Origin of the sequence: Pseudoalteromonas sp. H105 (genome assembly GCF_001469215.1) — a bacterium.
Classification (GTDB): Bacteria; Pseudomonadota; Gammaproteobacteria; order Enterobacterales; family Alteromonadaceae; genus Pseudoalteromonas.
The window spans coordinates 23,420-36,144 of the sequence record NZ_LOFH01000017.1 but is presented as its reverse complement, the minus strand read 5'-3'; the positions used below and the strand labels follow the sequence as shown (position 1 = coordinate 36,144).

At 41.8% G+C, this 12,725-nt stretch carries 11 protein-coding genes and 4 tRNA genes; 5 read left to right on the top strand and 10 right to left on the bottom strand.

The features are described from left to right. The 8 genes from tuf to murB all read right to left on the bottom strand — a co-directional run. On the bottom strand, positions 1-1,161 hold a 1,161-nt coding region (tuf, locus tag ATS75_RS19390; protein WP_058561340.1), incomplete at its 3' end, for an elongation factor Tu. Between the two features lie 136 nt (positions 1,162-1,297). Further along, positions 1,298-1,373: transfer RNA gene (locus ATS75_RS19385), tRNA-Thr, on the bottom strand. Between the two features lie 12 nt (positions 1,374-1,385). Next, positions 1,386-1,460: transfer RNA gene (locus ATS75_RS19380), tRNA-Gly, on the bottom strand. A gap of 45 nt (positions 1,461-1,505) precedes the next feature. Continuing rightward, a tRNA-Tyr gene (locus ATS75_RS19375) sits at positions 1,506-1,590 on the bottom strand. A gap of 39 nt (positions 1,591-1,629) precedes the next feature. Further along, positions 1,630-1,705, bottom strand: a tRNA-Thr gene (locus tag ATS75_RS19370). A gap of 120 nt (positions 1,706-1,825) precedes the next feature. Beyond that, positions 1,826-2,521, bottom strand: coding sequence for a type III pantothenate kinase (locus tag ATS75_RS19365; protein ID WP_058562064.1), 696 nt, complete (start codon positions 2,519-2,521; stop codon positions 1,826-1,828). After that, entirely contained in the window at positions 2,518-3,510 is a 993-nt protein-coding gene (gene birA, locus ATS75_RS19360; protein WP_058562063.1) for a bifunctional biotin--[acetyl-CoA-carboxylase] ligase/biotin operon repressor BirA, read from the bottom strand. Before birA ends, ATS75_RS19365 begins: the two co-directional genes overlap by 4 nt. After that, positions 3,507-4,517 carry a UDP-N-acetylmuramate dehydrogenase gene (gene murB, locus ATS75_RS19355; protein WP_058562062.1) on the bottom strand — a complete coding sequence of 337 codons (1,011 nt, stop codon included), beginning with the start codon at positions 4,515-4,517 and terminating at the stop codon, positions 3,507-3,509. Before murB ends, birA begins: the two co-directional genes overlap by 4 nt. A 142-nt stretch (positions 4,518-4,659) precedes the next feature. On the opposite strand from murB, the gene ATS75_RS19350 reads away from it, so the two are divergent. Continuing rightward, a complete protein-coding gene (locus ATS75_RS19350) occupies positions 4,660-6,504 on the top strand; it encodes a M1 family metallopeptidase (protein WP_058562061.1) in 1,845 nt (614 codons plus the stop codon). Between the two features lie 41 nt (positions 6,505-6,545). On the opposite strand, the gene ATS75_RS19345 is transcribed toward ATS75_RS19350, so the two are convergent. After that, complete coding sequence (locus tag ATS75_RS19345) at positions 6,546-7,163, bottom strand: DUF2057 domain-containing protein (RefSeq protein WP_058562060.1); 618 nt, start codon at positions 7,161-7,163, stop codon at positions 6,546-6,548. Positions 7,164-7,251: 88 nt separating this feature from the next. Here ATS75_RS19345 and ATS75_RS19340 point away from each other — a divergent pair, with 88 nt between their 5' ends. The 4 genes from ATS75_RS19340 to ATS75_RS19325 all read left to right on the top strand — a co-directional run bounded on the left by ATS75_RS19340 (position 7,252) and on the right by ATS75_RS19325 (position 11,147). After that, positions 7,252-7,617 carry a histidine triad nucleotide-binding protein gene (locus ATS75_RS19340; protein WP_058562059.1) on the top strand — a complete coding sequence of 122 codons (366 nt, stop codon included), beginning with the start codon at positions 7,252-7,254 and terminating at the stop codon, positions 7,615-7,617. A 234-nt stretch (positions 7,618-7,851) separates the two neighbouring features. Next, positions 7,852-8,508, top strand: a complete 657-nt coding sequence (locus ATS75_RS19335) for a helix-turn-helix transcriptional regulator (protein WP_058562058.1) — start codon at positions 7,852-7,854, stop codon at positions 8,506-8,508. 106 nt (positions 8,509-8,614) lie between these two features. After that, the gene (locus ATS75_RS19330; protein ID WP_058562057.1) at positions 8,615-10,771 is read left to right on the top strand and encodes an ATP-binding protein; all 2,157 of its coding nucleotides are present in this window, start codon (positions 8,615-8,617) and stop codon (positions 10,769-10,771) included. A 22-nt stretch (positions 10,772-10,793) separates the two neighbouring features. Then, the gene (locus tag ATS75_RS19325; protein WP_058562056.1) at positions 10,794-11,147 is read left to right on the top strand and encodes a hypothetical protein; all 354 of its coding nucleotides are present in this window, start codon (positions 10,794-10,796) and stop codon (positions 11,145-11,147) included. A gap of 4 nt (positions 11,148-11,151) precedes the next feature. Here ATS75_RS19325 and ATS75_RS19320 read toward each other — a convergent pair whose 3' ends face one another. Further along, positions 11,152-12,573, bottom strand: coding sequence for a mannose-1-phosphate guanylyltransferase/mannose-6-phosphate isomerase (locus tag ATS75_RS19320; protein ID WP_152996252.1), 1,422 nt, complete (start codon positions 12,571-12,573; stop codon positions 11,152-11,154). Between the last annotated feature and the right edge of the window lie 152 nt (positions 12,574-12,725).

Genomic DNA, 12,725 nt, shown 5'->3' with positions numbered 1-12,725 from the left:
ACCAGCACCTACAGTACGGCCACCTTCACGGATAGCGAAACGAAGACCTTCATCCATCGCGATTGGCGCGATTAGAGTTACTGTCATCTTAACGTTATCACCAGGCATTACCATTTCTACGCCTTCTGGTAACTGTACGTCACCAGTTACGTCAGTTGTACGGAAGTAGAACTGTGGACGGTAACCTTTGAAGAAAGGAGTATGACGACCACCTTCATCTTTAGAAAGTACGTATACTTCTGAAGTGAAAGTTGTGTGTGGGTTGATTGAACCAGGCTTAGCTAGTACTTGACCACGTTCAACGTCTTCACGCTTAGTACCACGTAGAAGTGCACCAATGTTCTCACCAGCACGACCTTCGTCAAGAAGCTTACGGAACATTTCAACACCAGTACAAGTAGACTTAGTCGTCTCTTTGATACCAACGATTTCAACTTCGTCATTCACGTTGATGATACCAGCTTCAACACGGCCAGTTACAACAGTACCACGACCTTGGATTGAGAAAACGTCTTCGATAGGCATGATGAATGGCTTATCGATGTCACGCTCTGGCTCTGGAATGTAAGAATCTAGTGCTTCTGCAAGCTCAACGATCTTGTCTTCCCACTGCTTTTCGCCTTCAAGTGCTTTAAGAGCTGAACCTTGAATTAGTGGTAAGTCATCACCTGGGAAGTCATATTCAGAAAGAAGTTCACGAACTTCCATTTCTACTAGCTCAAGTAGCTCTTCATCATCAACCATGTCACATTTGTTCATAAATACGATGATGTAAGGAACGCCAACCTGACGAGAAAGTAGGATGTGCTCACGCGTTTGTGGCATAGGGCCGTCAGTTGCAGCAACAACTAGGATAGCGCCGTCCATTTGAGCAGCACCAGTGATCATGTTTTTAACATAATCGGCGTGTCCAGGACAGTCTACGTGTGCGTAGTGACGAGTAGGAGTATCGTACTCAACGTGTGATGTTGAGATTGTGATACCACGCTCGCGCTCTTCTGGAGCGTTATCGATTGATGCGAAGTCTTTAGCTACACCACCGTATACTTTTGCAAGTACGTTAGTGATTGCTGCAGTTAGGGTAGTTTTACCGTGGTCAACGTGGCCGATTGTACCAACGTTTACGTGCGGTTTTACGCGTTCAAACTTTTCTTTTGCCATGACGGAACCTATCAGTTTTGTGTATCTAGATTACATATGAAAATAATCCACCAGTAGGTAGATTAAATTAAATTTTTCAAATTTCAAATAGTATTTTCTGACAGATAAAGGAAGTGTTCAAGAAGATTCATGTGACTGGTGCTGATAGGCAGATTTGAACTGCCGACCTCACCCTTACCAAGGGTGCGCTCTACCAACTGAGCTATATCAGCAAAACCAGAAACTGGAGCGGGCAGCGGGAATCGAACCCGCATCATCAGCTTGGAAGGCTGAGGTAATAGCCATTATACGATGCCCGCGTTAGGAACCTGTTCTTAAACTACCTCTAACCGTCAAGAATAAAGTGGTGGAGGGAGCTGGATTCGAACCAGCGAAGGCTGAGCCGTCAGATTTACAGTCTGATCCCTTTGGCCGCTCGGGAACCCCTCCACGATAATTCTTTACTAAGCACTTCCGGTAAAAGGAAAGTGGTGCCGACTAACCGAGTCGAACGGTTGACCTACTGATTACAAGTCAGTTGCTCTACCAGCTGAGCTAAGTCGGCACTGCTTTAGTACGGGGCGAGATATTAGAGTAAGGTTTATTGGGATGCAACAATAAATTTGAAAAAAGTGTAACTTTTTAACTCAAATGCTCATAAATCAGGCAAACACGTGCAATTTTGTTACTTTTTATACAATTCTCGCCAATAGCTCAAGCCATGCATTACTAATTGCGGCGCAAAAATAGCTTCCGAAAATTGTGTTTGGAGTAATTCACCATAACCGCCAGCAAAAATCAGTTTGGGCTTTTTATTATTTAAATGCAGCTTTGCTTGCTCAACTGCACCGATTGTTGCCACAAGGGCGCCATTTTTTAGTCCATTTGGGGTGTTTATACCAAGCTCACTGCTAAATGATGTTGTTTCATCATCAAACACGCGCTGAGTATTTTGGGTTAATGACCGAGTCATTAAATCAAGCCCCGGTATTATCCACCCTCCTAGGTGTTGTCCGCCTGCATCTAACACATCAATCGTGGTCGCTGTGCCTGTATCAACAATAATGCAATCTTGTTTTGGCCATAAGGTATACACTGCAATGAGCGCTAACCAGCGATCAATACCTAAGTTTTGATAGTGTTCATAGGCACAATGTAAGTTTTCGAGCTGCTTGCTAACTGCAGCTTCATAACATGGGATATTCAATGTCGCGGCCTGCGCTAATAGCGTATCTAGCAGCTCACTTTTACCAACACAGGCATACACAACCTCTGTAACTTGTTGCCATACTAATGTGTTTACATTGCAGGAAGTAATATTACGCTCATTGGAGTACGCCGCTTTTAATGCGGTATTCCCTACATCGATTAACAATCTCATTGTTGCGCCTTACGTAAAGATATTTCGCCGCCATAGTAACTTTTTGCTTCACCGTCTTGGCGAATGCGAATCCCCCCCTGCATATCTATTCCTTCACAAATACCTCGCCAGCTCCTGTGTCCAGTGTTTAACTCTACGCACTGCCCTGCAAAGGCATCTAAGGTATTCCATTGTTGATACATATCCACTAAACCCGTTTCACTGTATTGCGTTAAGCGCTGCTCTAGGTAATAAGTAAGGTGTGCAACGAGTTTGTTCTTATCTAATTGCGAGGTATGCTGGCTTAGATCGGTCCATGCTTGATCTATATGCTGACTGGCACTTTCTGGCATCTGTAGATTGATGCCTATCCCAATTACAAGCTGACATGGGCCTTGAGGTTGGCCATCGAGCTCAACCAATACCCCTGCGAGTTTTTCTTTATTAAGGTAAATATCATTCGGCCATTTTAGCTCTATTTCAAGCTGGTAAAGAGCCTTTAAAGTATCATAAACAGCAAGTCCTACCGCAACCGACATACCCATTGCTGCTTGCAGACCATCATCCAAACGCCAGTAATAGCTATAATAAAGGTTGGCCCCAAAGGGCGACTGCCAAACACGTCCTCTGCGACCTCGTCCTGCTTGTTGCATTTCAGCAACGATTACAGTCCCGGAGTCGACTGTTTGCTTGGCCGTGATGCGTCGCATTAGTTCGCTATTAGTTGAATCGATGATTGGCTGCACTTCGATTTGCGCTGTATTTGCCCCAAGTGCTTGGTAATAATCTGCAATGACACTTTCATTTAATAAGCTGACCACATTATTTAAACGATACCCCTTACCATTGACCTTGAAGATATCAAGGCCCATCTCTTGCAGGCTTTGAATATGTTTACTCACCGCAGCGCGGCTAATTCCGAGTTGTTCAGCAAGTAATTGTCCTGAAATAAAACCACTGTTATTTAGGGTATTTAAAATTGCTAATTTATTGCCATCTGGCGCTTTCATGCAATGCCCCCTAAATCAAGGTGGCACTCATCACGCTTTGTCATCAAACGCACCTCGTGTTGTAAACTTATTTCATAGCATTGCCAAACCTGCTGTTGTATATGTTTAACCATAGCGATTAGATCGCTCCCAGCACTCTCCCCGTAATTGACCAATACAAGCGCTTGCTGCTGATGCACTTCAATACCCGCAATGCGAAACCCCTTTAAACCCGCCTGCTCAATTAACCAACCGGCTGCCACTTTATGATGGTTATCATCATAGTGATAATGAGGGAGCTGCGGGTATTTTTTGAGCAACACCTTAAGTCTATCGTTTTTAATAATAGGGTTTTTAAAAAAGCTGCCCGCATTAGCAAGCGTATAAGGATCGGGGAGTTTACTGCTGCGTGTTTTAATAACTTGGTCAAAGATTGTATGAGGCGTGACATGTTCTAGTTGCTTTAATGGCCCATAACTTAACTCTGGCTGCCAGAGCTTTGGCAAACAAAGTCCGACTTGTACGATCACCACCTTGTTCTTTAAACAGTGTTTAAAGATAGAATCGCGATAACCAAACAAGCATGCATCTTTACTCAAACGCACTATTTTTTTACTGGCAATATCAAAATAGTCAACATAGTCAACATACTTCGCCAGCTCAACGCCATAAGCCCCAATATTTTGTACCGGTGCTGCGCCGACAGTCCCGGGAATAAGCGCTAAATTCTCTAAGCCCGGCATCGTGTGCGCTAGCGTATAAACAACCAACTGATGCCAATTTTCACCGGCCGCAACATCCAATAAATAGTCATGCTCTCGCTGCGTGACCGTGATGCCTTTGGTTGCCATTTTAATCACTGTCCCTTGGTAATCATCCAAAAATACGGTGTTACTGCCCTCACCCAAAATACAAAAAGGAGACGCAAATGATTGTTGCTGTAACTGATTCAAATCAGTTATCTCAGTGATTGTTGAGCACTGACTTGGTAATGAGAATGTGTGAAAAGCCTGTAGGGAGTGAGCCACAAAGCGCCTCAAAGGTTAATTGTCACTAATCGCCCTAGTTTACCTCATCATCGCAAAACACGCATCAGATTGCATAAATTGTTCAACCTAGCTTCCCATCGTGATATAAAACCTGCACTTTTTATTTGTGTTCAGGGTAATTATGAAAATCACACCTCTTTTTTTAAGCCTCGCGATGGCCGGTATGTGTTCGCACGCTATGGCCAGCGCCGTTGACCAAAACTCCTACGCTAACATTAATGACGTGATAACTACGCATTTAAACTTAGATTTAGATGTCGATTTTGCAGACAAGCAATTAGAAGGGTTTGTTGAGCATACGCTAGCGTGGCAAAATGTGAACAGTAGACACCTTGTCTTGGATACGCGTGATTTAGACATTGATAAAGTGATGTACAAAACACAAAAAGGTCGCTGGAAAAAAGCAGATTTTGCACTGGCTAAACGCGATGACGTCAAAGGTTCAAAGCTCACAATCACCTTTAGCAGTCAAGCGCAGAAAGTCCGTATTTACTACAACAGCCGTCCAGAAGCATCTGGCTTACAGTGGCTAACACCTGAACAAACCGCGAGTAAAACACACCCATTTATGTACAGTCAGTCACAAGCTATTCATGCGCGTAGCTGGTTACCCGTGCAAGATACCCCTGCAATGCGTGTAACTTATACTGCCCGTATTCAAACACCTAAAGACATTCGCGCGGTCATGAGCGCCGATAACAAAGACGCATTATATAAAGATGGTGATTACCACTTCACTATGCCACAAGCGATCTCTCCTTACTTAATTGCGATTGGCGCAGGTAACTTAGAGTTTAAAGCGATGTCTAAACAAACCGGTATTTTTGCAGAGCCTGAGATTTTAGATGCCTCTGTCGCTGAGTTTAATGACACTCAAGCAATGATCGATAAAACCAACGAAATGTATGGTGACTATGCATGGGGCCGTTACGACTTACTTATGCTACCACCTAGCTTCCCATTTGGTGGCATGGAAAACCCACGTCTATCATTTATTACCCCAACTGTCGTGGCCGGTGATAAAAGTTTAGTTAACCTAATTGCCCATGAACTTGCGCACTCCTGGTCTGGTAACTTAGTAACCAATGCAACATGGGAAGATTTATGGCTTAACGAAGGTTTTACCTCATACGTTGAAAACCGTATTATGGAAGAAGTATTTGGCCGTGACCGTGCCGTCATGGAACAAGCGCTTGATGCGGCTGGTTTGCGTGCGCAACTTAACACTATTGATGCGCCTGATACCCGCCTTAATTTGAAATTGAATGGTCGCGATCCTGATGACGCATTCAGCTCTGTGCCATACACAAAAGGTCAGTTATTTTTAATCTACCTTGAAAACCAATACGGCCGCGAAAAGTTTGATGCGTTTGTAAAAACCTACTTTGACGAGTTCGCTTTTAAATCATTAACGACAGCCCAATTTGTTACGTATATTGAAGCGAACTTAATTGAAAAGTACCCAGGCGTTGTGAGCATGGATAAAGTGAATGAGTGGATTTTTGAACCAGGTTTACCAAGTGATGCACCTAACCCAACCTCTGATGCTTTTGACAAAGTAGATGCGGCTAAAACAGCGTGGTTACAAGGTTCAACAACCGCAGCACAGCTTCCGACAGCAAACTGGACAGTGCACGAGTGGTTACACTTTTTAAATAATTTACCACGCGATTTAAGCATCGAAAAAATGACGGAGTTAGACCGCGAATTTAATCTTACTCAAGCAACCAATGCTGAACGTGCTTTTGCATGGTACATGTTGGCTGTAGGGAATGGCTATCAGCCTATTTATCCTGCCCTTGATAAGCATTTAACCAGCATTGGCCGCCGTAAGTTGATTGTTCCTCTATACAAAGCACTGATCACCAACGGTAAACGCGAATGGGCCCATAAGATCTATATCAACGCGCGCCCGGGCTATCACCCGCTAGCGCAGGGGACTATTGATAACTTATTTAGTAAATAAGAATAACCAAATGAAAAAGGGCGATTTATTCGCCCTTTTTATTACTTTTTGATTTTGTTTAGAAAGCGTTCACGTTCCTCAAGGCTGGCTTGTTGCCACCAAAAATCCAACATCGCCGCAGCATTAGGTGTATCAGCTGTGCTAGGCGCTGGTTTTGACATTGGCGCGTTAACAGGCGCCTTAGCCACTGTAGGTTGATTTAGTGAAGCAGTGGGTGCAGCTGGTGCTATTGATTTGACTTGACTCTGGGGAGGGTTCATAGAGGTCGCTAATGGCATGCCTAATGATGCACCTTTCGCTTTTAAACTGACTTGCGGTGACTCTGCAAATACTTTAGCTGCGACCGCGTTGTCCGCCCTATTAAAAACCACATCATAGTTATTTCCCTGCTCAATCGTCATAACAACCCAAAATGGCTCAGAATCAATAATTTGATGCTCGTCATAACCTTGCTCGTATAAATCGGAGTATTTCAATTTAACCGGGTAAGTACCTGGATTGAGGTCGAGTTCATCGACACGATTAAAAAATGAATGCTCAATCACCTTTTTACCAACTTGCAGTGGAATGATTTCCTCAGGGAAAGAAACCATTTCAGCCAAAGCAACTGAACTGAAAAGCAACGCGGCAACGCCACTGAAAACGACTGATTTGTACATAATAACTCCTTGTGTTTGATTTCAGTTTGACACTGCAAGCAAAGTTTGTCATTAGTGACTTTAAAACAAACATTGGAGCTGAGTTAAAATGCATGATGAAACCATCTTTACAAAAATCATAAACCGAGAAATCCCTGCCGATATTGTCTATGAAGATGAGTTGTCGCTGGCTTTTCGAGATATCAACCCCCAAGCCCCTTTTCACATTTTGATTATCCCAAAAAAAGCGATTGCGACAATTAACGATATTACCGAAGAGGACGCACCAACTGTTGGTCATTTATATGTTGTTGCTGCAAAAATAGCTAAACAACAAGGCTTTAGCGAAGATGGTTTTAGAGTTGTAATGAATTGCAACGATCACGGTGGACAAACGGTATATCATATTCACTTACACATGTTAGCGGGGAAAAGTATGGGGTGGCCGCCGTATCAAGATAACAAAAAAGAATGACCACAAAAAAAATACATACTCTTTTAAGGCTACTCTAAAGTAATGAGCAAATATGAACAATCGTTAATAATTTCATACAGATAGCGTGCTTTTCTGTTACTTTTTTTTAATAAATAAAAAACATAACGTCTTAAAAATATACTTTTCCTGCCCCTATATAGGAAATTTCTAATACGAAAGGGGTGGATTGCGTGATAGGATTAATTAGTTAACTTTATTCAAGAGTATGTAAGTATGAGCAGTTCAGCATTTTTGTTACTAGACCTGGAGCCAATCAATACCATTGGTATTAATGTATTAGAGCCATTATTAAAAACCCAAGGACTTGATGTTACTACAGGCACTAATATTTTAGATGTGCCTGAAGGTACGCGCTTATTGTTTATTGAAACATCAAGCCAAGATGCGTGGGGGAAATTAAAAGAACAATTAGTAAACCTACGCGTTAAATGCGATATCGTTTTATTTAACTTAGATGAAAATCCAGAACTTGCTAACCGCGCATTACTCAGTGGTATTCGTGGCGTATTCTACACCACAGACAACGCCGATGTGCTAATGAAAGGCATACGTTTATTGCTTGAAGATCAACTCTGGTATCGTCGTGATATTATGTGTAATGCATTAAATCGAATGCTACAGTTTAACAAAGACGCACTTCACAAATTGACTGAAGGCGATATTGAACCAATAAAACTAACTAAGCGTGAAAAATCAATTATTTCATTAATGAGTAACGGATCTAAGAATAAAGAAATAGCCGAAACACTCAGTATCAGCCCACACACAGTAAAAACCCATTTATACAGTGCATTTAGAAAAACAAAATGCCGTAACCGAATTGAGTTACTTTCATGGGCACAGCAAAATATCCCTGACGAAATTCGTTAAGCTAAATTTTATTGACCAGAAAAGGCGCATAAAGCGCCTTTTTTGCATTTGCTAACAACACAAATAGACTTTATGCTCAGCTCACAGCGATAGTATTGGAATTAACATGCTCGACTCAGCCACCTTGTATTATGCCAGCGCAGCCATGATGGCTATTATGACGCTACTTAATTACCTTACTTGGCGTACAAGTAAAGACACCCCAGGTACCTTAATTTATATCTTTTATCCTATGATGATGCTTGTTGCCGTTGGTAGTTTTGCATTGCATGGTTACTTGAATAATATCGCCAGCATCAGTATCGCCAACAGTCTATTTTTTTGCTCTTCAATTATACATGCATTAGCCATTCGGCAATTCTTTGGAGACAAAGGCGCTGGTTTTAAAATATTTGGCATTATTACCGCTCTTTTTGCAGTGATGGTGATTGTATTGACCTTTAATGAGTCGAGCTTGCGTAGCCGTATTTTAATATCTGATTTACAACATATTCTTGAAGCCATTTTTCTACTCTATTTATTCATAAAATATGGCTATAAGAACTACCCCAACGGCAGTATTGTCTACGTATTGATACTCACTATTATTGCTTTAGTGTTCACCGGACGCACATTATTAATGGGGGATATCAACACCGCAAAACTACTTTCTGGCAATTGGTTTAGTATTACTTTATTTATAAATGGAGTGATTGCGCCGATGTTTTATGCAACAGGTATGGCGCTGTTGTGTAATGAGCGCCGAGAACAAAACCTGAATCAATTAACTGAAAAAGCCCAAAAAGATCTCGAGATCAGAGGCTTGTTCTTATCAACCATTAGCCACGAAATCCGCACGCCACTCAACGGCATATTAGGCAGTGCACAGTTAATGATGAATCAATCAAGTGACCCGCGTGATAAACCCTACTGTGAAGCCATCATCAACTCGGCCGAATCGCTTAACTTGCTAGTGGATAAAGTACTTGATTACGCCAGCCTCGATCAACATAACGAAGCCTTATATGAGGAAGATGTAGAGTTTAAAACCTGGCTGCACAATTTATGCTTATTGCTGAGCCCTCTTGCAGAACAAAAGCGTCTGCATTTTGAGCTAATTTATAATTTGCCCGAGCAAGCCTGTTATTACTGCGATCAACAAAAGCTAAGGCAAATCATCATTAATCTCATGGGAAATGCCATAAAGTTTACTGATAAAGGCGAAGTCAAAATATGCGTAGATTTAATTAAAGAGCAGCAACTTGAACACACAATACGCATTAGTGTAGTTGACTCAGGTCCTGGTATTGAAGATGACGAAATTGAATACCTGACTGAGCCTTATGTACAAAGTAGCGCTGGCAAAGAAAAAGGCGGTACAGGCCTTGGTCTGGCTATTACCAGTCGATTACTTGATAAGTTAGACTCTCATTTAAATATCACGAGTGAATTGGGCACTGGCAGCTCATTTAGCTTTGATATTAAATTAGCTCTGGGGGAATTGAGCTTAGTTGAACAACGCCATCAATCAAAAGAGTATTTAACTGGATTAGACGTATTATTAGTTGAAGATTTAGACTTAAACCAAAAAATTGCGATTGAGTTTATGGCGGATGATGAGCATAAAATTAAACTGGCTCGAGACGGCCAAAGCGCAATTACATTAATGCAGCAGCATCATTTTGATGTGGTTTTACTTGACATGAACTTACCTGATCTAACAGGGCAAGAAGTGCTTAAAACTCTCAAAGGAATAGAGCATAAAAACCAGCGTACCCCCGTGCTTGCGTTTACAGCCAGCTTGAGCCCAGATGAAATAAAAGAGTATTTTGCCTTAGGTATAAAAGATATTGTTGGTAAGCCCATCAAACAACAAAAGCTGCGCCAAGCATTAAGTGACTCACAAAACAATCAAGCGCCTATTATCGCTGTTGAACTGAGTGATGTGCTTTATGATGAAACCGCCGCTGAAACATTAAAAAGCTCATTCAGTGATGATGAAGTCTCATCCATTTATAATGAATTTGTGCTTTCTGCACGTAACAAACTTATTCGTGCGCAGCAGTTACTCGACGAAGACAAGGAGCAATGTATCAAACTCTTGCATCGCCAAGCAAGTACAGCACTGCAACTGGGCTTTAATCGATACGGGGCGGAGCTAAAAAAAATAGAACGTCGGTTATTGGATAACAAACCGCTTAAAGAGCCCTTATCTGATGTTATTGTGCTTTGGCAAAGCAGTTTGGAACAATATTTAAAGCACGTAAGAAGTGAGTTGAGTTAGTGAAGTTAAAGGAGCAAGTGCTATGGCTATTTTTAAAAACTTATTTCGCTGGCAGCGTGGTCGACAACATTCAGGCTATGACAAAATGCTGCTGTGCGGCGCGTATTGGCCATTAAAGTTTGATACCTACTTAATTAAATTTCCTTTAGGTAGCGAAATAAAACCACACACAGATAAAGTACTTACCGGTAAACACTTTCGCTTAAATATCATTTTAAAAAATGCCCAGCAAGGAGGTGAATTTATTTGCGATAACACTTTATTTCAAAGCAAGCGGATAAAGTTATTCAGACCCGACATCGCTCAGCACGCCGTGTCTAAAATAGAACAAGGTAATCGATACATATTAAGTATTGGCTGGGTCAAAGGTAGCTAACTCGCTAGTTTCGTCCATATTGGTCATCAAAACGTTCAATGTCGCTTTCGTCAAGTATGCTACCTGTTTGTACCTCAATCAGTATTAGTGGCACACTTTGCGAGTTTGCTAAGCTGTGAATTTGCCCAGCAGCGATATAACAAGATTGATCGGCAGTTAAAACACGGGCTTTGCCATCAATATTGACATCAGCAACCCCCGACACCACCACCCAATGCTCAGCACGATGCTGATGCCGTTGGGTTGAAAGTTTTGCGCTATTATTGACTATTATTTTTTTAACTTTAAAACCCTCTGCTTCAACTAAAATGCGGTAGCTCCCCCAAGGCCGACAAACAACTTGATGGTTCAATAGCTTATCATTTTGTGTACTCGCCAATTGCTTTAACAGTAATGGCAGTTTACCAAGTTGGCTTTTATCAGCGATTAACGTAGCGTCATGCGTGTGGATAACAGCCAGATCACTCACGCCTATCGCTGCAATCGTGTGCCCTGCTTCACTGCGTAATAAATTGTTTTCGCCTGCTAAAATAACATCTTCTTTATCTCGGCAATTACCCAACTCATCTTTAGGGCTTGCTTTCCAAAGCGCATCAAAGCTCCCCACATCACTCCAATTAAGTGATAAAGGCACGACTACTACATTTTCACTACGCTCTAATATAGCGTAATCAATCGAATCACTTGGACAATGCTGCAACGCTTGTTCATTTACTCTAAAAAAAACGAGGTCTTTTTTGAAATCGGCAGCACGCTCTACACTTTGAGCAATTTTAGGTGAAAATCGTTTAAGCTCAGTTAAATATGCCTGCGGCGTCACTAAGAACATACCACTATTAAATGAATATTCGCCGCTTTCAACGTAGCGTTCAGCCTGCACTAAAGCAGGCTTTTCTTTAAATTCATCAACATAGTAACAGGCTGTCTGGCCAATTTGAGCACCTTGTTTAATGTAACCATAGCCACAATTTGCACTATCAGGTTTAATTGAAAAGGTGATCAATTTACCTTGCTCTGCTAATGCAATTGCATCCGGCAACTGCGCTAAAAGCTGCTCAAAGTCTTCAATATAATGATCCGCTGGCATTACAAACATCGGTGTATTATCACCACTTTTAAGCGCATATTGTGCCGCCAATGCAATGGCTGGGGCAGTATTGCGACCCTGCTGTTCCAACAATATTGCTTCAGGCACGATCCCTACAGACGTACATTGCTGGCTAACTATAAATCGATGCTGCTCATTACACACCAAAATAGGCTGATTAAACGTTCGCCCATTCACTCTATCTAAGGTGTTTTGCAATAACGACGCCTCATTAATTAAAGGGAGGAACTGTTTTGGCATCGCTTGGCGCGATAAAGGCCATAGCCTTGAGCCGATGCCACCAGCAAGAATAACGGGAGTAATGAGAGACATTTTAATAGCCTTGCTAAGTTTAATAGAAGTATTTTAACAGACTATAGCGGCGCCTTTATACGTCAATTAAAAATCTATTAAGCCAAGCTCGCTTTTCAGGAACACTGTTCTACACTGAACTGATTACCTATATTAGGTTTTTTGTTTTCTATAAAGGG

What these genes read in the sequence shown, in the direction of transcription:
- ATS75_RS19330 (WP_058562057.1), top strand. Translation starts at nt 8,615, where the DNA reads ATGCTCGACTCAGCCACCTTGTATTATGCCAGCGCAGCCATGATGGCT.
- birA (WP_058562063.1), bottom strand. Translation starts at nt 3,510, where the DNA reads ATGAAAGCGCCAGATGGCAATAAATTAGCAATTTTAAATACCCTAAAT.
- ATS75_RS19335 (WP_058562058.1), top strand. Translation starts at nt 7,852, where the DNA reads ATGAGCAGTTCAGCATTTTTGTTACTAGACCTGGAGCCAATCAATACC.
- ATS75_RS19340 (WP_058562059.1), top strand. Translation starts at nt 7,252, where the DNA reads ATGCATGATGAAACCATCTTTACAAAAATCATAAACCGAGAAATCCCT.
- ATS75_RS19365 (WP_058562064.1), bottom strand. Translation starts at nt 2,521, where the DNA reads ATGAGATTGTTAATCGATGTAGGGAATACCGCATTAAAAGCGGCGTAC.
- ATS75_RS19325 (WP_058562056.1), top strand. Translation starts at nt 10,794, where the DNA reads ATGGCTATTTTTAAAAACTTATTTCGCTGGCAGCGTGGTCGACAACAT.
- ATS75_RS19345 (WP_058562060.1), bottom strand. Translation starts at nt 7,163, where the DNA reads ATGTACAAATCAGTCGTTTTCAGTGGCGTTGCCGCGTTGCTTTTCAGT.
- ATS75_RS19350 (WP_058562061.1), top strand. Translation starts at nt 4,660, where the DNA reads ATGAAAATCACACCTCTTTTTTTAAGCCTCGCGATGGCCGGTATGTGT.